Source organism: Mesorhizobium sp. M0159 (assembly GCF_040322295.1).
Classification (GTDB): Bacteria; Pseudomonadota; Alphaproteobacteria; order Rhizobiales; family Rhizobiaceae; genus Mesorhizobium.
This window is the reverse complement of sequence record NZ_JAMYTF010000025.1, coordinates 17,091-40,819: the sequence shown is the minus strand read 5'-3', so window position 1 is coordinate 40,819 and position 23,729 is coordinate 17,091. Positions and strand designations below refer to the sequence as shown.

Here is a 23,729-nt window from a genome sequence, read left to right as displayed (position 1 = left end):
GGCTGCGCTGGAATTCCAGGACGGTCGTCAGCGCGAGGCGGCAGTCGTGGGGGGATAGCGCATGCCGACCAACAACTGGATCCGATTTCTTCGGAACTACGGACCCATTCCGACCAACGATAATATGTACGACGAGACCATTCAGCGGGCGTTGGCTCGCTTGAAGATGCAGCCAATCGAGCTGCCGGCCCAGCATCTGGCATGGTTGGTCGACAATTTCAGGTCAGAAGAATGCCAGTCCGTTATCCTCACGGGCACCGCCGGCGACGGAAAGACCTATCACTGCCGACGCGTGTGGCTAGAGCTTGGAGGCACGATTGAAGATTGGAATGGCGGAGAGAAGATCCAGCGCCTCAGCTTGGGGTCTCGCCAACTCATCGTCGTCAAGGACCTAAGCGAGCTTCGCTCCGACGAGAGTAAACCGCTGATCGAGCAGATGGCGTGGGATGTCGCAGACCCCAATTCCCCCAGGGTCTATCTGATGGCGGCCAATCATGGCCAGCTTCTAGAAAAGATGAAGACCGCCTGCAGCGACAAGACGACAAGCGCTCTTGTCGAGGTGGTGGAGAATCTCCTGGTCGTTGGCCGCAGCGGGAACTCTGCGATTAAGCTCGATTTGAGGGATCTCAGTCGGTCTGCCGCCGCCGTGATGATCGATCAGGTCATCGATGCGGTGACGCTGCACCCCGGTTGGGACGGCTGCGCGGATTGTCCGGCGATGAATGGGGCAACCTGTCCGATCCGCGAGAACCGCGAACGGCTGGTCGGAACCCACGACAATCGTCTCTTCCGGCGACGGCTCGGCAATCTGGTCGAAGCTAGCGAACATAATGGTGGTCACTTTACCATCCGGCAGGTCCTATCCCTCGTCACGAACATCATTCTTGGCCATCCCGACGCACGCGACGGACTAATGGCGTGCACCGATGTCGTCGAATTGGCAGCTGCGGGAACCGCGGAGCGAGCCAGTCCCTACCGCAACGTGTTCGGCGGCAACTTGAAACCAAGCCGAGCAGAAAGAACCGAACCCTTTCGCAAGCTCAACCTGTTCGGCATCGGCTCGGAAACGAGCAACAAAGTCGATAATATGCTGGTCTACGGCGCCGACGATCCGGCACTGGTGGAAACCTACAGAACCCTGGTGCAAACCGATCAGGTCTACGGCGAGACGCCAGCCTATAAACGGGCGCAACAGTCCTACCTCGAGGGCGACGATCCGAACGCTGTCGCCCGTTTTCTCGGGCTCCTTCGCGGGCAGCGTCAGCGGTTGTTCTTTACCATCTCAGACGACCTGGCAGACACGCTGGACCTCTGGGACCTGACCGTCTTTCGGTACGCCGGGCTCTATCTCGAGACCAGTCGCGCGTTGGCCGAGAAACGAGCATTGCCGCGGCAGGTGATGCCCATGCTCATGCGCGGGCTGAACCGGGTGTTCACCGGCATGCTGATCCAGAACCAGGACGAGCTAGTCCTTGCAAGTTCAGGAAGCCAATCGCAGTCGAGGACCAGTCCTCTGCTGGAGGAATTCGTGTCCGTCGCCCGCCGGGCTGGCGAGGAAGTGGCGTTGCTCGGTGACGGGGATGGAGGCATGAAGCTGGTGGTTCGGCTTGCGCGTGATGATCCGCCTGAAGTCACGCTGCAATTGTCGACGACCCGCTTTGAGTTCTTGGGCCGTGTGGCCGAGGGCGCATTGCCTACGAGTTTTTCGCTCGAGTGCCACGAGGACCTTCTTGCGTTTAAGGCACGGCTTCTGAGCGCCGTCGAACGGCGGCGGTTCCTTGACGGTGACGATCGCAGTGACGGGATCGTCCTCAAGTTCATCGACCTCAATTCTGATGGTCGTGCATCATCGCGTAGTGTGACGGTGAGGCTCTGATGATGGAGATCCTGAAACGCCCAATTTCCCATGAGGATCGCACTGGACCCGCGTTCTGGGTCGATGAAGCGATCTGGGGGCATCGCCTGCATGACGAACAGACGCCCTGGCTAATTGTGCTTGAATTCCTTGGCGTGCTCCGATCGGAGCACGTTGCCGGCCGCGCCTTGGCGGAAGAGGAGTTCAACGCACTGTCCTATCGTCCGCAGACGCAATTGCGACTGCGCAATCTCATCTTCAACAATCCCTACCTTCTGACCATCGGGGCCGAAAAGCTTTCCGACGATGCAGCCTGGACCAAATGGCTGGAGTTGATGGAACAGAACGCCGGCGGCCTTGAGAGCCGCGACTTCAGTTACCTCCGTGGCCGCTTCGACAGCTTCGACGACTTCGCCTCTGTGGTGGGGTTCTTGCAGTCGTCCGCCATCGAAGGCACCAGCAATAAACGCTGGAGTTCAAAGTTCGTCTTCCCCTTCGGTCCCAGCGCGCTTTACGAGGATGCCGCTGTGACGGCGTCTGGTGTTTCGACCGACAGACGTTTCTTCGCTCGAACCGGCGAAGTTCTCTACCTGATGCTTTGCCGGTCGAAGCGAGCCGCCGAGCTCAAACAACGACTGGTCGCAAAGCTCTTTGAGCAGCCAACCGTCTACGATCGGTTGGTCGCTGCGCTGCAAGGGGAGCCACAACTTGCCGAGCGTGATCGGCCGGGTTCATACTTGCCCTGCTCGACCCACCCGATCTTCGATCAACTTGCCGAGGATTGGATCGCTATTCTGGACAGCCCGATTTCGGTGTTCGACGCTCTGCCGCACATCGTAACCATCACCGGGCTCAATCTTGTTCAGTACCAGCTTGACCGGGCGCGAGAACTGCTGGACTCGGTGCCCATCACGATGATTTGCGAGATCGTATCGCCACGAAAGACGGTGATCCGTGACCTTGCGGCGGACTCCTTTCAGGCGAACAATGCGCTGCCGGGTCTTGCCATTGAGCATTACGTCCGCAGTGCCGAAAGTTCTCATGAGTGGCAGCACGCCGTTACATCGGACGATGCCGTCCTCAGCGCCGCGGAGGTATTGGGACGCCAGTTCGACTGGCCGGACCCCGACGACCTACCGACCGGGATGAGCAATCCTGGCGACCTGATCGACGAGCTCGTCGGCAGGGCGAAAACCAGACACGCGCAACATGTAGGCAAGGTGCATTCGACCTGGGCGCGGCAGATCGGGTTGAGCTCGCGTCGCTCAAGCCGCCGCGTGCGCTACGCACCGACCGACCGGCTGCTCAAGACGCTGGTTGTTTGCTGCGTGAGCGAGCGAATGGAGTTCAAGGACTTCCTCGCCGCGATGCACGACCGCTATGGCTTTGTGATCGGAGATCAACAGGCAGCGAGCATCATCGGCGCCGGAAAAGCCGATCAGGAAGACTTCTCCGATAATGCGCGGCGACTGGAGGAACGGCTGATTAGCCTCGGCCTGCTCAACCGGCTGTCGGACTCGGCCGCCTACGTCGAAAATCCGTTTCGCCGCGAGGTGCGAGCATGAACGCTCTCGATCTGATCGGCACGGCAGGGGCTGCGGCGCTGCAAGAGCGCCTGCAGGGTCTCGGAGCCGACAGCGGCACAGCTCGCTTCATGCTCGATCGTCTCACCGGGCCGCAGGTTGCCGCGATCGTCAGGCAGTTGGTTTCTGACGCTTCGATCCAGTCGCAAGTCAAGATTGCCGTGCCCCGCGCTCTCGTCGATGGCCAGGGCCTGCCCGATTCCGTGATCACCGACGAGAGGACCGTGGCGTGGCGGCATGCCGAGTGCGACCGTCCCGCGCTCCTTATCGCGAACACCGACGATGATCAGGGCGCTTCATTGCACGATGTGGCGCTGATCGGCGCCAAGGAACTGAAGGAAGGACCCGCCTATTGGGTGTTTCCTGCGTCCGATGGTCTTGGGCTGCCGGAAGAGCACATCGAAGCATGGCACATAGCCCTCAAGGCCCTGTCCAGTGTCGATGACTGGCCACTCGCGCAACTCAGCAACTATGTTGCCATGACGCGAGACGCGATCGACAGTATGTCGCTGCCCGTGGCGGACGCACTTGGCTGGGCGCTACCTGCACTGCAATTGCCGCGCGACACAGGATATTTCCGCTCGCAGCGGCCAAAGGACCTGCAGCAGCAAAGCCGCTGGAGACGCCTTTACGACAAACTCATCACTGACCGTCGACCATTGCTTTCCAAGCAGCGGCCCAACCGCCAGCCGATCGAAGCCGACGAGCTGCGGGATCAGTTCGAGACGGTTCGAGACGAGATCGCCGCCGAGCTGCACCCGATGATCGAGGCATTCGTCGACTCGCCAGCCGGGTGGCGGGAGGCGACCGAAAAACTCGCTGAGCTCGAGTGGGAACAGGACAATATCCTTCTCATCTTCTCGGGCCTCAAGCTCAAGAAGTTGAAGCTTCCGGAAGAGACCGCTCAGTTTTTCGACTACGAGCGTCCCGATCGCCTCAACGATCCGGACAAGGCGTATCTCAGCGATCTCAAGGGTCGATCCCTCAAGGAATCGCGAGAGGACGACCGCGAGTTCTTCGAAGCTCATCGGGAGGATCTGGCGGCCAACAGGCAGTTGCGCGCCAAATGGGAGAAGTTCGTCTACGGACGCCCTATTGAGTGCACGGATTTCCTCGATGGCTTGGTCCGCAGCATCGAGCGGCTTTTTGCCCAGCTCGGCACGCTCAAGATGCCTCGCCGGATCGAGATCCGGTCTTCACGCCGGACCAAGACGCAATGGCTGGACATGAATGCGGACGTAGCCCGCGCCTTCAGCCTCAAGTACAAGGCCCTTCGTCAGGTTCTCCCACAGGCGATTAGCTGGGACACGCCGCACATTTTCGAGTTCGAGGCGCTGCTCGAAGCCGCAAGCAAGAGCCGGAAATTCCGCGAGAACGTCTCGACGTCGCGCGCAAACATTCAGATCAAGTTCGACCTCACTCTGACCGTAGGAAGCGGCCCGGGTGCGGAGAAAAACACGGTTCAGTTGATCTGGCGGGCCGAGCCAAACGCGATCGGATTGGCGTTGCCCGACGACTTGGCCCGGCTCGAAAAGAACCCATTCGGCATTGCCGAAGTGTCACGCATGCTGGTCAGCAAGAAGGGGGCGATGCAGTCGGTGTCGCTCGCCGACGTGGGTACTCTACAGCCCTCCTTCCGCCAGGATGCGGGATCGTTGGTTCCACGATCGACCAATGTCGAAGACTTAAGCAAGGCCCTGCCCAGGGCCATCAAGGCAGCCGTCGCGGGCGGTCGTATGACGCCGCCTGCCGGCGCGGATCTTGGAGAGACATGGACTGCCTTCGTCGCGGGCTACTCGGCTGCCATCGAAGATTGGCGGACGAACGGCATGGGGGGAACACCTCAGCTCGAACAGGCCGATTTGTATGCAAGGCTGCTTGAGCAACTTCGTAGCTCGGCGCCAGGCGACTTAAACCGGCGGGACCTGTGGGAACCGATCCTCAGGATCGGCACGGTTCAGATTGCCGGTTCGACGCCGGCCGCGATCGTAGCACCTTGGCACCCGATGCGGATGGCCGCAACGGCAGTCAAGATGCGATGTCTGTGCGGCCTGATTGATCACCTGCTCAAGGCGGAGGAAGTCAATTTCGGCGACCAGCGGCTCTTTTTTGCCGATCTCCGGTCTGAACTCGCGCACCCTTACTATCCCGAGGCAGTACCGGGTTTCACGGGGGGTGAAGCGGTTCTCCTGACGGAGACGAGCACACTCAACGATTACAGCTTCATGGAACGGCCGGTTCGCGATCCCTCGGAAGCATCCACCGATGTGGATCCGGCCGAGGCTGCGCGTGAGATCCGCGGGCTGATCGGCCGTTATCTCGACTTGCAGCCGCATGAGCGCGCCAATCTGAGCATCATGCTCTACAACTGCGATGCTGCTGGCCTTCCATTGGCCACGGTCAACGCGTTGGGGTCAGTTCACGAAGACGAGGTCCACTGCAACGTCCTCGTCCGCCATCGAGACCGCTCGAAGCTCAACAAGGTCTATACCGATCTCCTGGATCAGTCCGGCAACGACCCCGACGCAATCGTCGTCAGTGAAACGTCGCTCAACTTCATGTCGAAGCTCAGAATCGGGGTGATGCTTGAGGGCAGCACGGGGCGCCGGGCGCCTGACGAGCGCAGCGTGGACGTGGCGTTCCTGCATGATGTCGTATCGCGTCAGGCCAAGGAGGCCTGGTTTTCTGTCCCGCGCAACGACGACATGGCCCCCTCAATCGCCGACCACGTGCCGCCTCGCTGGTCGTATCGCCGGGTCGTTGGAGAAGAGCAACTCACCGCCACAAGCTATCTGGTTTCGCCCCGCCAACCTCGGGTCGGCTGGTCCTATCTCGACGCACTGGCGGCCGTGATCCGCAAACAGTCGCATCGCGACAACGAGCATTACCTGCCCGCGCGTCAGATTTCGCTGCAGGACCATGGCCTAGAGGCCATGTTCAAGGATGTTCACGGCCTGGCCGAGTGGGTCGCCACTTATGACGACCTGCTCGACAAGCGGCAGCTCATGGCGCAGGGCATCAAGGTCATCCGATATCGGCGCGAACGGACGCACGGCCGCAACATGGTGGTGTCCTCGACCTCCGACCTGCGTGTCCTTCCGGTGCTTGTCCGTCGACGCCTCGATCAACTCAACCTAGGGCTTAGCGACGACCGTTTATCGGCGCTTGCCCAGAAGATGATCGCCGACGCGACGGCCATCTCTGGAGATGTCATACTGCGTGCGGCCAAGCGCGGCGTATCGGCTGGTGAATTAATAGGCCTGGTCCTCAGTCGTGCGCTTATTGCTGAGGAGCTTCTGAAGCGTCCGGCATCGTGGTTCCTCCTCGACGATTACGCACAATGGCTGGGCCAGCGAGAGGAAGGGATTGCCGACATTCTTGCGCTCAGCGTCGACCCGGGGCCCGATGGGCGCCCCAGGCTTCGCGCTGTGGTGACCGAAGCGAAATATGTCGAGGCCAGTGGCCTGGCGGAAGCCAAACGTCATTCCAGCCAGCAGTTACGACAAACGATGCGCCGGATCGAGGACGCGCTCTTCGGCGATCCGGGACGGCTTGACCGTGACCTATGGCTTTCGCGTCTTGCGGACATCCTGCTCGATGAGCCGTCGGCTCTAACCGCAGGCTTTTCGCTCGAGGAGGTGAGGAACGGCATCCGCAACGGCACGGTGGAAATCGATCTAAAGGGCTATTCCCACATTTTTGTCTCGGGACCCGCAGACGCGGGTGGTTCCCCCGGCGATCAGGACGAAGTGACCGAGGTCCGGGGACTGCAGGAGATCTACACACGCGAAGGTCTGCGGCAACTGATCAAGGCCTATGAGGCGTCTGAGCCATTGATGCCGATTAGGCGGGCCTTAGGGGATCACAGGCCGTGGGAGACATCTGAGTTCCGCGCGCCAGCGCCGCGCGTTCGGTGGACCACCAGGAGCAACGCGGCGAGTGGTGCCGGCCCCGAACCGGACGCCCCGCCGCCGAGCCCTCCGCCAATGACACCCACGCCCCTTCCGGCTGGGCCCAAAGGAAGTGCCGATACAGCGCCTCTTGCCGATGCCGATGAGGCTGGTCCTCATTCGGCTTCCCACGCCACTCCGCCTGATCGGGAGGAGCAGGAGGTGGAAGGATCGATTCCCGGGGACAACGAGAGTTTTGCCGGGATGGTGTCCCGACGGGCGGGACAGGTGCAGTCTGCGGCTGACGAGGACGAACAATGGCTCGAGGCAACAGCCGGCCGGCTGCGTACGGCCCTTATGGGGTACAATCTGCAGGCCAAGATCGCGGGGACGCGATTGACGCCAAACGCCGCCTTGGTGCGATTTGTCGGCAGCGATCGCCTGCGCGTTGAAGACATCGAGGCCAAGCAGTCGGCCCTTCTGACCACGCATGGCCTGAGAGTGATCTCGATCTCGCCACTGCCCGGCGAGATCGTAGTGGGCGTGGCAAGAGCAAAGCGGCAGATTGTCTCAATGTGGGATCTCTGGGAGCGCCGCGCCCTGAACCGCAACGCCGCCGGTCTGAACACGAGCTTCCTTCTCGGCCTGCGCGAGCTGGACGGAGAAATTCTCTATCTCAACTTGGGCGGTCCCTTTGCTGGCGTCTCACAACACGACCCGCACACGCTGATTGCCGGCGCGACTGGCAGCGGTAAATCGGTGCTGATCCAGGCCCTGATCCTCGACATCGCAGCGACCAATCCTAGTGGCCTGGTGCACATTCACCTGATCGATCCGAAAATGGGCGTCGACTACTCCGCTATCGAGCGGTTGCCGCATGTGAAGGGTGGGATCATCATTGACCAAGCGGCCGCGATCGAAATGATGGAGGGGCTCGTCGTCGAGATGGACCGGCGGTACGAGCTTTTCAGGCAGAGCGGGGCTCGCGACATTCGATCGTTCAACATCAAGGCCACGCCAGAAGCACGGCTGCCGATGAAGTTTCTCATCCACGACGAGTTCGCCGAATGGATGCTGACCGAGGATTACAAGGGTGCCGTCACCTCGATCGTTTCCAGACTTGGAGTGAAGGCGCGAGCCGCCGGCATTCACCTCGTCTTTGCGGCACAACGGCCCGATGCCGGAGTCATGCCTGTTCAGCTGCGTGACAATCTCGGTAATCGGCTGATCCTCAAGGTCGCGAGCGTCGGAACCTCAGAGATCGCCCTCGGAATGAAGGGCGCCGAGAACCTGCTCGGCCTCGGGCACCTGGCCGCGCGACTGAGCGGCGAGGCCTCGACCGTCTTCGCACAGGCACCATTCCTGTCCGATGAGGATATAGAAGACGTCGTGTCGGCTATCGCTGCTCAGGACGGCTGAGCTGGCAAAACCGGAGGCGGGGCAGGAGCGAACAGGAGGACGAGGGCATAGATGACCCCGGCGCACGACATCGCGGCCGCGACCCACAACAGAAACTGAATGATCTTTACCGTTGAGGGCGGCCATTTCTTGTCCTTGTTCTTGAGCGAGACGGCGTAGTCGCCGTCGAGCTTGTTCAAATTGGTGATGTAGAGGCTGAAAGCCTGGCTGAAGCGACCCATGATGAAAACGCTGGCCACACTCACGACGGCGGCGAACAGGAAAATGCCGACGGCGATGAGCCGATCGCTCTTGAGCTGGGATGCCGCGAAGTACCACAAGCCGCCGATTGCCACTGAGAACAGCGGGGGAATCTTGTAGAGGATGTCGTTCATCGCTCTGAAGTGGGCGTATTGCTCCTTGTAGATTTCTTTGACGTTGACGTCGTTGCCTTCAGTCATGGGATACGCATCTCCTGTTCGCCCTGTATGCTATCAGCAAATTGCCTGAGCCTCGATCGTGAGCCGATTTCGAATTTTCCCCGTTCCGGATTAGGTTGAGCTTGATCCGAAGACAGAGTCACATGCGTTTATGCCGATCTATCTTGATGGCCACTCGACAACCCCGCTGGCGCCAGAGGCGATGGAAGCAATGGCACCTTGGTGGCATGCTCAGGTCGGCAATCCGCACTCGCCTCACGTGAGTGGCATGTTGGCGTCACAGGCCGTTGAGACTGCGCGTTCGCAACTCGCTTCCCTCATCGGCTCTGATCCACAGGAACTCGTCTTCACCTCCGGGGCGACCGAGGCGAACAACATCGCGATAAGGGGCATCGCCCTCGCCGCACTCGAAGGTGGCTTCGGGGGGCGTGACATTGTCGTATCTGCCATCGAGCACAAGAGCGTGCTGTCGGCCGCGGGCTCGCTGCGCAGTGCTGGCTTCCGCATCATTGAAGCGCCGGTTGATGTGAACGGGGTCATCGATATTTCGGCGCTCGAACGGCTGGTCGACGCCGAGACGCTCTTGGTATCGGTGATGGCGGTCAGCAACGAGGTGGGATCCATCCAACCGCTCGCCGATGTCGTTCGTATTGCTCGTTCGGCGGGGGCGCTCGTGCATGTCGACGCTGCACAAGGGCTGGGCAAGCTTCCATTGGACTTTTCGGATTTCGACCTTGCGAGCATATCATCGCACAAAATGTACGGCCCAATGGGTATCGGCGCACTGTTCATATCATCTGCCGCTCCACTCCGCCCGTTGCCGCTGTTGTTCGGCGGCGGTCAGGAAGCTGGGATCCGTCCTGGGACCGTACCGACGCCGCTCGTGGTTGGATTTGGCGCCGCCGCCAAGGTCTCCAGGGCGCGGCTCGCAGCGGACGCCGTCCATTCAACGGGCTTGTCGGCTTTGTTCCTAGACGAGTTGCGCAACAGGCAAGTCCAATTCATCGAAAATGTTCCTGCTTGGCAACGCGTGCCAGGCAGCTTGAGTCTGAGATTCCCCGGCAATGGCGCGATGTCGATAATCGCGAAAGCCGGGGATCGGATTTCGATTTCCGAAGGATCAGCTTGCACGAGCGGGCAGATTACTGCCTCGCATGTGCTCCTTGAGATGGGATTTACTCACCAACAGGCAGCGGAAACTGTTCGTCTATACTTTTCCCGCTATAATACCGAGATGGACGCCACGGACGCCGCGATCGCGCTTTCGGAAATAGTCGGCCGCTAAGGATTGCCAACTGGCGACCGTCTCCAGTAGCATCCACTCCCATGTTGAACGACCTTTATGATCCGGCCACCGCGATTCGCGTTTCGGGCCACGAGACCTTCTCGCTTCGGCTGTTGTGGCTGAAGAAGGCGTTCGATCATGCGTCCGGCCCAGATGGAGTCGATCGTAGAACATTTCAGGAACAAAACGCAATCGCCACCTTCGGCGTCGGCAAGAATATGGCGCTCTCGATGCGTCATTGGGCGCTGGCGACGAAGATCCTGGTTGATAGCCCCACCCATCTTCATGCCACCCCTCTAGGGCGATTGATTTTCACGGACGGCACCGGGCTCGACCCATATCTCGAGCATCCGTCGACCCTGTGGTTGATGCATGCCCATCTTGTGAGTCAGCCGCACGCCGCAACGACGTTCTATTACGCCTTCAACCTGCTCAATCAGATTGCCTTTACCCGAGACGATCTCGTGAGGGCCATGGCGGCCATCGTTGAAGCGCGCGCGACCGCAAGAGCAACTGCCGAGACCCTCAAGCGCGACGTGGAAGTGTTCGTTCGCAGCTATGCGCCGCGTCACGCCGACGCAGGGGAAGACGCGGTAGAACCGCTGCTCGTCGAACTCGGCCTGCTGCGCGAGCAGCGCTCGACCGGGCAACTCGAATTCGTCCGCGGGCAGAAGCCCTCGCTGGAAGAAAGCATATTTGCGCTGGTATTGAAGCAGTTCTGGGAGCGTCACCACTCGCTATCCCCCACCCTCTCGGTGGAGCAGGTGCAGTATGACCCCGGCTCCCCCGGGCGCGTCTTCAAACTGGATGAGGATAGCCTCGTCGCACGCCTGATGAGCATCGGGGACGCAACCGGCGGGAAAATGGTGTGGACCGACACCGCGGGCCTCCGTCAGGTCGCTTTAGCAGGCCGTCTCGAGGAAATCGACGAGTTCGATCTCGTCAAAGCCGGTTACCGTGGGCGGAGATCGGGATGACCAAGCTCGCCAACATCGTCAAGGTCGAACGCCGGTTCGCGCTGTCCGCTAGGGTCGACACCGATCTCAACGGCACGCCGCCGCTCACGGGATACGTATTGCAGGCGAGCGTGCGCAAGTCGTTGATAGCCATGCTAGCGGGGGTCGCGGAAGGGTCGCAGTTTGCGTTCACCTGGACCGGCCCCTACGGCGGCGGCAAATCTTGTGCGGCGCTGCTTGTTGCCAATCTGGTCGCTGGCAACAAGAAGCAACGCGCGCTCGCCGAAGGGATAGTTGGGCCAGACTTGGCGGAGCAGTTTTCCTCTGCGTTCCCTGGGCGGGGCCGCTCGTGGGATGTGCTTGCACTGACCGGCCGGCGCACGAGCCTGGCAGGGGCCTTGGCGGACGCGGCTGCGGAGCAATTTGAGTGGCCTCAAGCGACGCGGGAAGCAGCGCGCGACGAGCGAGCACTTATCGACGAATTGGAAGCGCGTGCTCGTCACAAGGGAGGGTTGCTTATCGTCATCGACGAGCTCGGCAAATTCCTCGAGCACGCGACGAGTTCTGCCGGCGACGTGCATATTTTGCAGGATCTCGCAGAGCGAGCAGCCCGCTCTGACGGTCGGCTGGTCGTCGTCGGCATCTTGCATCAGTCTTTTGAGCAATATGCCAATCGGCTGAGCCGGACTGGTCGAAACGAATGGGCAAAGGTCCAGGGTCGGTACCAGAACGTGCCCTTCGTTGCGCAGGCCGACGAGGTCGCGGCGCTTATCGCTCGCGCCATTGGTAGCGACCAAGCTCCGGCAAGCGCCAAAGCGATCGCTGGCCTGACGGCGGTAGCGATCTCGCATCGTCGCCCGGTCGATGTCGCCGGGCTGACTGAAATCCTTACGCAAACATGGCCATTGCACCCGGTCTCCGCTCTGTTGCTGGGACCGGTGTCCCGCCAACGGTTTGCACAAAATGAGCGGAGCGTCTTCGGCTTTCTCTCTTCGTCGGAACCCAACGGGTTTCAGGCCCACTTGGCGCAGGCCGACGTCGACGGAAACGCCTGGTATGGTCCGGATCAGCTTTGGGATTACTTAGTTGCCAACTTTGGCAGCGCCCTTTCTGTTGGTCCCGAAAGCAATCGGATGACACTGGCCATGGAGGCCGTAGAGAAAGCGGCGCTTTATGGCCCGCTGGTTGGCAAGCTCGCCAAGGCCGCGGCGGTCGTCGAGCTGTTCAGGAATGGCTCTGGGCTCGCGGTTGCCGACGACATGCTATCTCTTTGCGCGCCAGAGGCGAAAAAGGCCGACGTTACGGCGGCGATCGACGAACTGGTCAACCGTGCGATCCTCATCCGTCAGCCGCGGCTTGGTGGATATGCCCTCTTCGCCGGCAGCGATTTCGACCTCGATGAGGCCATCTCCAAGGTCGCGCTGAAGCTCGACGCCGATGTTCTGGCTGATTTGCCATCACGGCTTGGCGTGGGGCCGATCGCAGCCAAGAGCCACTACTTTGCGACCGGTGCTTTGCGCACGTTCGACGTTGTCATTCAGTTCGCCGACGAGAGCCCGCAAAGTCCCGCTGCGTGGGCCAAGAGGACCGCTGCGGCATTGGCCAAGACGAAGCGGCGGTCGGCGGGTCTTCTCATTATGCTGCTGCCCGACGCGCGAAGCTTCGAAGCGCCAGTCAAGGTCGCCGCCAAGCAGCTCAGTGTCGAATTGGAGAACCTAGGAGTCCTGGCCGGCGTGGCCGCGAGTGAGCAGGTTTATCTGCTTAGGGATCATGCGAGCGACCTCTATGCCCTGGATCGCATCGAAGAGACGCATCCGCAGCTCGAGGGTGATCGGATCGCCCGCCGAGAATTGTCGGCACGTAAATCGTTGATCGCCGAGATTGTACGCAGCGACTTGCTGAAGGCGTTCTCTTCGGCCCGCTGGTGGGCATTCGGTGACAGCGCAAAAGATGCATCCGGCAAGAAACTCGATGGCAGGGAACTGACCGTCTTGGCGTCGGCCCTTGCCACGACTGCTTTCAGCAGCGCACCCGTCATCCAATCGGAGTTGCTCTACCGGGATAAGCCCTCGACTGCCGCCATGGCGGGCCTGAGGACCTTGATGCATGCCATGGTTTCGAAGTCGGACGTGGCAGACCTCGGGATCGAGAACTTCCCGGTCGAGCGCGGGCTCTACCTAACGATCGTTCGGCCATTGGGTCTTCATCGGCAGGATGACAAGGGCGTGTGGCGCTTCGCCGATCCTGCGGAGGCCGAGGCGGGCAAGACAATGAAGCCTGCCTGGACGGTTCTGGGTGAGAAGCGGGTGAACCTGGCCGAACTCTTCGACACCTGGGCAGCGCGGCCATATGGCATCAAGCGGGGCGTGATGCCCGTACTGGTATTGTCCTATCTGCTGGCGCACAGAAACGCGGTCGCCGTCTACGTCGACGGCGCTTTCCAGCCTGCCATCGACGATATCGTCGCCGACCGCATTCTGCAGGATCCTGCAGCCATCGAGTTCCGCCGGATTTCGCGCTCCAAGCGCGATGACGCGTTCGTCCAGCAGCTCGCCGCGCTTCTTTCGACCGAAACAAGCCCCGTTGAAGCGAAGGCCCTCCCGGTCGCATCGGCGCTCTATCAGCGTTTCCATGCTCTTCCGCTGTGGGCGCAGCGCACTCAGACGCTGGCCGAAAATGTTCGTAAGGTCAGGGACATTGTGCTGAAGGCCAGCGACCCTGAAGCGCTGCTGTTTTCAGACCTCGCGTCCGCCCTCGAGGGAGAGCCCGATCCCGGGGTCAGCGTGGTGGCCGCACTGAACAAGGCCGAACAGGCCTATCCAAAAATGCTGGAGACCCTCCGCACGAGCCTGGCCGAGCATCTTGGGGTCGACCCGATGACCTTTGAGGGAATTGGGCCGCGGTCGTCTACAGCGTCTGGCGTGTCGGCTGAGCTGCGCGTCGATGCCTTCATCATGCGTGCCGGCGCTTTCGAGGGAAATGGCGGCGACATCGAAGGATTAGCGAGCCTGCTCGTTCATAAGCCGCCCCGTAACTGGTCTGACCGCGAACAAGAACAAGCCATGTTCGAAATGGCCAAACTCTCCCTGCGCTTTCGCGAGGCAGAGACATTCGCCGCGGTTCGCGACCGGTCCCCAACCTCCCAGGCTATTTCGGTGATGGTAGGCTTGGATCCAAAGGAGAAGCCTCTTTTTCACGCTTTCCAGGTGTCAGAACAGGAGCTTGCGGCTGCAGACATGGCGGCAGACGACTTGATGGCGCAGCTTCGCCAAAGGGGCATGAGGCCGGCCGTGGAGCTTGCCGCTCTCGCGCGCATCGTAGAACGCCTTTCCGAAGGCAAGGGATTGGAGCCAGCATGACAAATCTGGTGCGTGAGCGTCATATCCTTGGGATATCGGGGGGTCGCGATAGCGCGGCCCTCGCCGTCCATATGCGGCAGACCCGGCCAGAGCTCGATCTCGAATACTTCTTCACCGACACCGGCAAGGAGCTGGAAGAGGTGTATTCGTTCCTCGACAAGCTTGAGGGGTTCTTGGGAAAACCGATCACCCGGCTTAATCCGGACCGGGATTTCGACTTCTGGCTTAAGGAATACAATCACTTCCTGCCCTCCCCCAAAACTCGGTGGTGCACGCGGCAGCTCAAGCTCCGTCCGCTCGAGCAGTGGCTGCGCGAAGACCTCGATGCCGGGGTTGTCGTACATTCCTACGTGGCCATCCGGGCTGATGAACCCAGTCGCGAGGGCTATCAGGCGACCCATGGCAACATGCAGGTGCACTTCCCTCTGCGGGAGGACGGCATCAGCAGGGCTGGCGTGATCGAAACGCTCGAGAGCGCCGGCTTGGGCGAACCCGACTACTATCGCTGGCGGACTCGCTCGGGGTGCACATTCTGTTTCTTCCAGCAAAAAATCGAGTGGGTGCGATTGATGCGCGAGCACCCCGACGCGTTCGACGAGGCCAAGGGATATGAGAAGACCGCTCGCGATCACGGCTCACCCTTCACCTGGAGCCAGGGAGAGGGCCTAGACGAGCTCAGCGCGCCGGCCCGTATTGACGAGATCGAGCGCGAGTTCGAGCAACGCCGCGCGCGACTATTGGCGCGGCGCCGCGTGAACCCGCTCGCCGGCAATGTTGTGCCTACGATCGATGACGTCTACGGAATTGACGAGGCTGCGGCAGGATGTGTGATCTGCCACAAGTGACAGGATGAGGTGTCGCGTGACCGCCGTGGCGACCCTTGCATTTACCACTGCCAGAGAGCTGTCCACGGCAAAGTCACCGGCATTGGGCCGGAAGTCAGTGGGGAGGTTCTTGACACCTTCGCTTGATGCTAGGCTGCTGGGGACTTAGAGCCATCTCCTACCCGGAACAACGTTCAGCAACGAACAGGAGCTGGGCGACTACGACTCAAAGCGACATGCGGCACTGACTCTGAGGGAGCTCGAGCGCTACATCGCTCTCGACATCGTCGGCGCCTACCATCAATCGATCCACGGCAGTCTGGACCGCCCGCCGATCGCGGTGTGGCGGGAGCACGAGGGCGAAATCCCGCTTCGGTTGCCGCAAGATCGAATGCGCTTCTGGCTGACGTTCCTGCCGGAGCAGGAGCGGACGTTGATGCCAGACGGGATTCATCTGTTCAACCTGCGCTACTGGTCGTCGGCACTGAGCGCCGATGTGGGGCGTTCGGATCAACGTCTGCTTGTCAAATACGATCCGCGCGACATGGCGCGCATCTTTGTCCGGCGGCCATCAGGAAACTTCGTGGAGGCCCGTTATGCCGATGTGACCCTGCCCTCGATAACGCTGCACGAGGCACTGACCGCCCGGCGTACCCTACGCGCAAAGGGGCGTCGCGAAGTCGACACCCGCGCCATCGTCCGAACAGCCATCGCGCAGCGAGAATTGGTCGAGGCGGCAACCATCAAGACGGCGGCTGCGAGACGCGGGAAGGCTTCTTCGAAATCGAAGGTGGATGATCGAGGATTGGGCTCGCTCCGCGGCGTCGACTCCAGCAAACCTGTACCCTTTGTTGAGGATACAGATTGAGCTGGAGTGAATATGAACGATCAAATCTCCCACCTGACCGCCGGCGCCGCCGCACTGCAAGGCCCCGCCCGCACCGGTCCGCATATTGTCTCAGGCCCTACCAAACGCCGCTGGCGAAACCCGCCATCGCCAAATAAGCGATCGAAGCAATGAGTGCCACCAACGAAGGGCTGGCCTTTGAAAGCGCTTCGACAAGATCTTTGAGCACAACAAAGAAGCCTGTCACGTTAGGGATTGCGTCAGCTGTCTGGGCAGCACCATTGGCAGATTTGAATTGCGCGATGACCTGGGCTGCGGCCGTGACCAAATACAATACAAATGAGGCGATTGAGAGCCACAGCGCCCACTCAGCGATCGTATCTTTCATGATCGGACTCCCTAACGAGCGAAAATTTTGACGGATGGTTCAGGCGTGGTAGCCGGCTGGGCCTCGAAAGGATCAGTCGGAAAGGCAAATTTTGGAACATCAGTCGTAAGATTAACCATGCTTGGGTACTTTGCCCGCACCCACACGCGGAACTTCTCGATGCCCTTTGCCACCTGCAGCGAGTAATCAAGGGGCTGCGTGCCCTGGACCGAGGACGAAGTCCCAAGGTTCATGAAATAGCGCCCGAGAGCTTCGTCGTCGGACGTGTTGCTCGGGGGGCCCGGTAGAAGCATTTGAGCGTTTCGCTCGGCAAGACTTCCTTTCGGGACTGCTCGCCCCCAATCGAGCGCCTGCCCGTGGCAGGCGATGCAAGATGATCTCGGATTGTCCACCGGCCCATTCAGCCGGCCGAACAGGCCCAGATTGTGCCGTGGCAAAGGAAAAAACTTCTCAGCCACAGCAGCATTGACCCATGCCTCTGCCACGGTCTTGCCCTGCTGCTCATATTGAAATGCCGTCAGCGTGGGATCATTGCCCCACGTCAGACCGACGGGTACAAGCCTCTCAAAGGGCGTGTTGCCGGGAGTGCCGGCGTCATACATGAACGTACCGAAAAACCAACCGGCACCTCCCGGAATGCGGCTGTCCTTTACCGCAACGTCGACTTGAAGCAGCCGCAGCGTGGCCACTTCGCCCGCATCGCCTATTGCTGCATCCCACTCCAAAGAGCCAGCGAGATAGGGCACTTCGGAAGGTGTCGCCTGAGTGAAGAGCACCTTGATCGCATAGCTGCCATCGGGAAACGCAAAACTCTTTGTTTTCGGGAAAGCGGGATCCTGCCAGACCTCAGCCAATCTGCGGCATGCAGCCGAATTGTAGAAGCCGATGGCCCAATTTTGCCGCCCCTCCCCTTGCAACGCGTGAAGCTCGTTCGAACGTGAGTGACGCTCTGCGGTCATGCCTCGCAGGCGCTCGCGCACATCCTGAAACCATGGGGCGTGACACCAGCCGTTGGATGGATCATCCTCGATGCGCCAGTCGATATTCTGATTGTCCTTGATACCGTAGTCCAGCAGTGCCTTCACATAAGCAGAGGGATCCTTGAGCGGATCGATGGCCTGCCAGGGATATTTCTGCTGCGGCTGCTGTGACAGAGACGGAAGCTTGACGACAAATTCTCGCTTCTTTGCGCCCCCTTGTAAGGGCCTCGTGCTCGAGCATTCGATCTTGATGCTTGCGGCCTTGCTGAATGGGGTTCCTTCAGGCACGGCGCAAGGTTGACTGTCGGCGAGCTGAGCAGGACTGGCGGACAGGAAGACCGCGAGAAACATGCTCACAAGAGAAATGAAGAGTGCACGGTTTGCCATCACTGCCGTCCCCCAGATCAACTCAACGATTATTCTTCGCCACGAGGTCAATCGCGGCAATGTAATCATCGATGTCGCTGTCCGCGAAACCCTCATGCAATTCAAGCGATATTCCGGTCGCTACGGCTTCCTCGGCTCCCGGTAAGGACACTGATTTATAGTCATACTGGCGCCCCGACACGACTTCTGCTGGCCACACCCCCGGGAAGAATGACTTTTGCAGAAAGTAATAGCTCCGATAGATTGGCTCGCGCACATATGCCGCCCTGGCGGGGATTCCCTCTTTCGCGAGGGCTCTCAAAAACTGGTCGCGGGTGCAGGTGATGATCCGCGGGTCGATCCGCAAAAGATAGAAGAAGTAGCTGCACTCGGCATCAGCCGGTTTTCTCTGCGGAATCACACCGCGGATTTTGGATAACTCGCGGTCCAGGCGATCACCCAACTCTCGGCGCCTGCGAACAATGCCGTCCAGTTTCGGAAGCTGAGCCGCTGCCATCGCACCGTCGAGCTCGCTCATGCGGTAGTTCGGTGCGAGCGCCTGCAGCCGGATATTCCTGCCGTAGCGATCATAAAATTTGTCGGCGTAGTTATGACAGAGATAGTAGTCATGGTCGGTGCCGGTTAACACGAAACCGCCCTCACCAGACGTGATGTGTTTTTGATCATTCAGACTGAAACATCCGAAATGTCCAAATAGCCCGACGGATTTGCTCTTGTAGGTCGCGCCCAACGCCTGAGCGCAGTCCTCTATGAGGGACAACCCCCTGCGTGCGCATATCGCCGCGATGTCGTCGATTTCCATGGGACAACCCGTCAAATGGACGGCGACTACGCCGCGTGTCCGATCGGTAATCGCAGCGGTGATATGCTCCGGTCGAGGCATGGCAGTGTTGGGATCGACATCAGCGAACACCGGGATGAGGTTCTGGTACAGGATGGCGTTGATCGTGCCTATATCGGTGATCGGTGTGGTGATCACCTCAGAACCAGGCGGCATTCTGGAAGCTGCGACGGCCACATGGAGACTGGCCGTTCCCGACGACGTGGCGACGGCACTATGGGCACCGAACCTCTTCGCATAAGCTTCCATCGCAGTCGCGACGATCGACGTTTCATTTGCTTTCGGCCAGTACCAAAGGCTGTTCTTGTCAAGCGCTGCTGTCAGCGCAGCCAGTTCTTCGGCACCAAAGCGATCCGGACGCGGCGGCAGTCCCTTTGTTCTCACAGGCACGGAGATTTCTCCTAGTTGAACGTGATTGAACCACTCATTGGATAGAGCGGTCTCAAGAAAAAAGACAGTGGGGTGCGCGCCGCCTGTTCTGGTGATTTGGCGAATTCACGATGATTTCACGGAGCATCGGAGGAGGCACTATTGGGCGCGGTATTTAGTGTAGCGGGCTGCTGCCTCAGGGCGTTATGTGACAGGGACAGTACTTTCCTGACAAGCGCGTTGGGCAACCACTAGAACTCCAGCAGATCGCCCACCCGAGCAGTGGCCTTCTTCTCTATCGCCCCCATGAGGGGCAGTCGCCGAAGCGTGTTCACTGGATACGTCGGATCAAGGAGGGCTGCCGGCGTAAAGCCCGGTTCCTGCTGCCGCAGGGCGTTCACCGACTCCCTGAGCTGCGGCGTCTCCTCGTTGCGAAGATTCAATGCAACCTCATAGCGCCGCGTTGAGACAAAATCCGGACGGAATCGAAGCGCCGTTTTCGCGTGCAAAAGCGCCTGGTCGTAGTCAGCCAGGGCAGCAGCGGCCATGCAGGCAAAATGCTCGAAATAAAACTGAAAAGGGCTGTGTTTGGTGAGCTCCAACGAGCGCCGGGCTGTCTGGTAGCCTTCGTCGAACATACCATTGGTGGTCAAAGCGTTGGAGAGCAGCGCCCACCCTAGAGGATCCGTCGGGTCACGTTCGACACCGCCCTGAGCCATCAGCAGAGAGGCACGCAGATTGCCTTGATGAACATATTCAATCTGGGAACTGATCGTCTGAACGGAAGCATCATCCGGGGAGTGGCGTAGCGCCTCCACCGCAAGTTCGGTGATCGGCGCGGCGTTGTCCAAAAATGACATCGAGCGGTGCTGAAAAAATGCGGCGTTGCGCAGGAAGGCACGCCACGCCAAGTACCGGCCGCGCGGCTCGATCTCAAACGCACGCCTGAACAGGCGATCGGCATCGATCAAGCTTCCCTTATCCAGGCGGAAGAACAAACTTCTCGCCTGACGCGCCAGGACGAATGCGCAAGCATCCGCTCCATCAATCGATGCGGCCTCGGCGAAAGCATTGCAAACGTGCTCGACTGTGTTCAACGCAAGCCTGTCGAGATCGACAGAGTCATGCATCGCGCCAATAGCGCCGGGCACGCTCGCATTTTCAGACCACAGCTTTCGTCCGTTGTGAATCTCGCAAGAGAGGAAAACCCCGTCACTGAGCGCAACGGAAAGCACGCGGATCAAGAGCATCGCCTGCGGCTGCCCCCCTGGTGTGCTTACATCATCAACGTCATCAGCGCCGCTCGCAGCCATGATCTCCAGATTATCGATCTGCCGCAGCGCGCTCAGAATCCGGTTCTGCAGCAATCGTGCGCCAACATCAGCCGCCGGGGCTCCTCGCGCATCGCTTCGCAGCAATACTATGCACCTGCGCCTTGGCGCGGTTCTTCTTTGACTAACCCATCTCTGGAGAACCTGGCTGCGTATATCACGGATGGCCTGCTCGAATTCGCGGTCATGTATGTCTACGTCTTCGAAAGCTTTGACCGCGCCTCCGATCTGGCTTTCCGCAGGAGCCTCGTAGACAACAGTGAAGCCCGCCTGATCCAAAGTTACCGCATGCCTTGAGGCGACCAGCAACTGCCTGTGCGGTCCAAGCGCTCTGCGTATTTCGGTGAGAGCTGCCCGCAGGCTGCCTGCTGCTTGCTCGGGTGCGCGGTCGCTCCAAAGTCGCTCCTGCAGCCAGGTCCGCGTGCGCGTGTGACCGGGTGCGACGGCTAGAAACACAATCACTCCCCTCGCCTTGCTGCCGAGCGGCGCAAAATCATGACCCTCCGTGTCGGTGAGAGTTAGCCTGCCAAGAACATTCAGCTTTAGCATGTCGCCCATGAAAGTAACTTGTATCCTATTACATTAGCGTAGTTTCATGTGCCTCGCTATCCACCGGGAGGAGTAAACTTTCCAGTCGCGCTGGCGGCGCTCGTGGAGAACCAAAATCCACTCTGTTGAAGGGAGCCTAATCTTTTCGGCGAGCATTTCTTGGACGGTCAATGCGGACAAAGCACAATGGCAAGTGCTCACAGCTAGCCCAGTTGATTTCACGGTGTTTTCACGGTCGGGATTTTTTTCCTGATCTAGGATCATAGGCATCTTGTTGGAGCCATCTGCAAACCGCAGGCGAAGAGCTCCGGCGATCAAGATACTTGTCAAAGGAGGATGCCGTGGATACTCGAGCACCGAAAACAGAAGTCAGGTCAAATCCCCGCGCACGCAGGGCAGACGGCGCCGCATCTGCCAATCCACTCGGCATCATTGTTGACTTGTTGCCGCCAGGATTTCCGACGCGACCGGGAACGCGGATCCGGCCGACCACCCTGACCATCCACAACACAGACAATCCTGGCCCCGGCGCCGATGCTGCGGCACATAACCGCTACATTCGTAGCCCCGACGCGGTTGCCCGCCGGGTGTCATGGCATTTCACCGTGGACGACAAGGACGTCTACCAGCATCTTCCCGTGAACGAGACTGGCTGGCACGCGCATGCCGCCGCCAATGCATCCAGCATTGGCATCGAGATCTGCATGCACCGAGGCATGGATGAAATGTCCGCCTACGATCGCGCGGCGCGGCTTTGCGTTTTCCTGGCCATGCAACTCGGCATCACCGTGCCCGATGGCCTACGTCAGCATCATGATTGGACAGGCAAGAACTGCCCCAGCGTCCTGCGTGGGCGACCCCACGGCTGGGAGGCATTTCTCGAGCGTGTCGGCTTCTATGCCAGGCGAGGCCGAGCCATGGCTGAAGTCCGCTTCACGGCTGCGCCGAAGTCGGCGCCCGCGACCAGAACGATGGAGATTGATGGCGCCGACTCAATCCTCGCATCCATCGCACAGCATTTCTCAACCCATGCCGATGCAGGGCCAACAGCGATGCAAGCGCGGCCGATACCAAGCGCAGACCCGATCGCTTTCGCTGCATCGACCGCAACCACCCCCTATTGGCCTGTCGTGACCCGCCATCCTCGCGCCTTGGAAGTCAACACGCTTCTTGTCGGCGGAGGCGCTTTCGGTGCCAATGCCTCGCGGCGCTTCCTTGCTGATCGAAACGGCGGCACACGTTATCACTGCGCGATCGATCTCTATTGCTCGGAAGGGGACCCGGTCGTTGCGTTGGAAGACGGCCGGATCGTCAACTTCTATCACTTCTACCAGAACACCTACGCCCTCCTGGTCCAGCACGATGGGTACGTGGTGAACTATGGTGAAGTCGCGCCCAACTCTCTCGCATCGCTTGGCCTTCGCGTTGGCGATCGGGTCGGTGCCGGCCAGAGGATCGGCACTGTTGGCCGACTGAACATGCTGCATTTTGAAACCTATGCGAGCGGCACGACCAGGAATTACTCCTGGCCCAAGGCCAACCCCCGCCCGAGCCGGCTGCGAAATCCCAGTCAGCTTCTCCTTGACCTTGCTGTGTCCGCCATACGTCTCGACGCAGATCAGGTCGTGACCCCCCTGAAGTTTTCACCATCAAGCGGCGTCCAGACAGTCAGCTTTCCTCCAATTGCTTTCGCGCCGACGGCGATTCCGCCAATGGATGAGAAAGGTTGGCATTCGTTCGGCATAGGAACGAGGGAGTGGCGATACGACGAGCGCGGCCTTGCCACCCGCGAAAACGGCACGGTCAAGCAGCAACGCTGGGAGGAGAGCCTCGATACGATGCGCAAGATCATGGAATATATGGGTTCCGAACTGCTTGTCGCGAGCGCCAAGCATGGAATTCCACCCGCGCTCCTTCTGATGACGGTCGCCACGGAGACCCACATCTACAAGGCACACAGATTCACCGGCCCGAAGACGTTCCGGTGGGAAGCGCATATCAAGAATGATGACGTCAATCCACCGACTCTTGGCGACTACTCGGCAGGTCCGATGCAATCGCTGGGCACGACGGCGCGCTGGGTCATTCGTTCCAAGGGATCGCAGTTCGGGCTGGACTACGACCCGTTTGCGGTTGCGCCAGTTTATCCGGCCAAGCCCGAGCCCAGGCCAGCTGATCATCCGTTATATGAGTTCGCAACCAACCTTGATCTTGGTGCCGCAGAGATCCGCATACGGCTCGGCGCGAGCGGCTTCGATCCAATCTTCGTCGCCGCAGCGTTCAACGCGGGCGGACTGTACAACAGCGCTCACAGCCCATGGGGTTTGCGCGCCTACGACGATCATCTAGATCGGGCGGCCAAATGGTATGGGGACGCCTGCGCATATTTGATTGAAAGCGGCATCGTCTAGCCGACGGATCGTGTGGTTGCGATCGCCGAAGACACT

At 60.1% G+C, this 23,729-nt stretch carries 14 protein-coding genes; 9 read left to right on the top strand and 5 right to left on the bottom strand.

Annotated features, from left to right (window positions below; translation table 11 throughout):
* Positions 1–61 precede the first annotated feature (61 nt).
* Genes NKJ32_RS22280 through NKJ32_RS22270 form a run of 3 tightly spaced genes read left to right on the top strand, consistent with a single transcriptional unit; the run spans position 62 to position 8,747 of the window.
* The gene (locus tag NKJ32_RS22280; RefSeq protein WP_352828954.1) at positions 62–1,876 is read left to right on the top strand and encodes a hypothetical protein; all 1,815 of its coding nucleotides are present in this window, start codon (positions 62–64) and stop codon (positions 1,874–1,876) included.
* Positions 1,876–3,420 (top strand): hypothetical protein, encoded by a 1,545-nt coding sequence (locus NKJ32_RS22275; RefSeq protein WP_352642559.1) that lies wholly within the window; start codon positions 1,876–1,878, stop codon positions 3,418–3,420. Before NKJ32_RS22280 ends, NKJ32_RS22275 begins: the two co-directional genes overlap by 1 nt.
* Positions 3,417–8,747 (top strand): FtsK/SpoIIIE domain-containing protein, encoded by a 5,331-nt coding sequence (locus tag NKJ32_RS22270; RefSeq protein WP_352828952.1) that lies wholly within the window; start codon positions 3,417–3,419, stop codon positions 8,745–8,747. The genes NKJ32_RS22275 and NKJ32_RS22270 overlap by 4 nt, the downstream gene beginning before the upstream one ends.
* Here NKJ32_RS22270 and NKJ32_RS22265 read toward each other — a convergent pair.
* A complete protein-coding gene (locus NKJ32_RS22265; protein ID WP_352643501.1) occupies positions 8,735–9,187 on the bottom strand; it encodes a hypothetical protein in 453 nt (150 codons plus the stop codon). The two genes, NKJ32_RS22270 and NKJ32_RS22265, sit on opposite strands and share 13 nt — an antisense overlap.
* A 130-nt stretch (positions 9,188–9,317) precedes the next feature.
* On the opposite strand from NKJ32_RS22265, the gene NKJ32_RS22260 reads away from it, so the two are divergent.
* The 5 genes from NKJ32_RS22260 (at position 9,318) to NKJ32_RS22240 (ending at position 16,458) form a co-directional block, all read left to right on the top strand.
* Complete coding sequence (locus NKJ32_RS22260) at positions 9,318–10,451, top strand: cysteine desulfurase family protein (RefSeq protein ID WP_352643503.1); 1,134 nt, start codon at positions 9,318–9,320, stop codon at positions 10,449–10,451.
* A gap of 41 nt (positions 10,452–10,492) precedes the next feature.
* Positions 10,493–11,428 carry a DUF4007 family protein gene (locus NKJ32_RS22255; RefSeq protein ID WP_352643505.1) on the top strand — a complete coding sequence of 312 codons (936 nt, stop codon included), beginning with the start codon at positions 10,493–10,495 and terminating at the stop codon, positions 11,426–11,428.
* Positions 11,425–14,766 carry a hypothetical protein gene (locus NKJ32_RS22250; protein WP_352828950.1) on the top strand — a complete coding sequence of 1,114 codons (3,342 nt, stop codon included), beginning with the start codon at positions 11,425–11,427 and terminating at the stop codon, positions 14,764–14,766. The genes NKJ32_RS22255 and NKJ32_RS22250 overlap by 4 nt, the downstream gene beginning before the upstream one ends.
* The gene (locus tag NKJ32_RS22245) at positions 14,763–15,611 is read left to right on the top strand and encodes a phosphoadenosine phosphosulfate reductase domain-containing protein (RefSeq protein ID WP_352642712.1); all 849 of its coding nucleotides are present in this window, start codon (positions 14,763–14,765) and stop codon (positions 15,609–15,611) included. Before NKJ32_RS22250 ends, NKJ32_RS22245 begins: the two co-directional genes overlap by 4 nt.
* A gap of 370 nt (positions 15,612–15,981) precedes the next feature.
* Positions 15,982–16,458 carry a Mu transposase C-terminal domain-containing protein gene (locus NKJ32_RS22240; RefSeq protein WP_352642710.1) on the top strand — a complete coding sequence of 159 codons (477 nt, stop codon included), beginning with the start codon at positions 15,982–15,984 and terminating at the stop codon, positions 16,456–16,458.
* A gap of 97 nt (positions 16,459–16,555) precedes the next feature.
* Here NKJ32_RS22240 and NKJ32_RS22235 read toward each other — a convergent pair whose 3' ends face one another.
* The 4 genes from NKJ32_RS22235 to NKJ32_RS22220 form a co-directional block, all read right to left on the bottom strand.
* Positions 16,556–16,825: a hypothetical protein gene (locus NKJ32_RS22235; RefSeq protein WP_352642708.1), complete on the bottom strand. Its 270-nt coding sequence runs from the start codon at positions 16,823–16,825 to the stop codon at positions 16,556–16,558.
* Between the two features lie 11 nt (positions 16,826–16,836).
* Positions 16,837–18,192, bottom strand: coding sequence for a hypothetical protein (locus tag NKJ32_RS22230; protein WP_352828948.1), 1,356 nt, complete (start codon positions 18,190–18,192; stop codon positions 16,837–16,839).
* A 22-nt stretch (positions 18,193–18,214) separates the two neighbouring features.
* The gene (locus tag NKJ32_RS22225) at positions 18,215–19,423 is read right to left on the bottom strand and encodes a DegT/DnrJ/EryC1/StrS family aminotransferase (RefSeq protein ID WP_352642704.1); all 1,209 of its coding nucleotides are present in this window, start codon (positions 19,421–19,423) and stop codon (positions 18,215–18,217) included.
* A 230-nt stretch (positions 19,424–19,653) separates the two neighbouring features.
* Complete coding sequence (locus tag NKJ32_RS22220) at positions 19,654–21,291, bottom strand: hypothetical protein (RefSeq protein ID WP_352642702.1); 1,638 nt, start codon at positions 21,289–21,291, stop codon at positions 19,654–19,656.
* Positions 21,292–21,605: 314 nt separating this feature from the next.
* Here NKJ32_RS22220 and NKJ32_RS22215 point away from each other — a divergent pair, with 314 nt between their 5' ends.
* Positions 21,606–23,693 carry an N-acetylmuramoyl-L-alanine amidase gene (locus NKJ32_RS22215; protein WP_352828946.1) on the top strand — a complete coding sequence of 696 codons (2,088 nt, stop codon included), beginning with the start codon at positions 21,606–21,608 and terminating at the stop codon, positions 23,691–23,693.
* Positions 23,694–23,729: the final 36 nt, after the last annotated feature.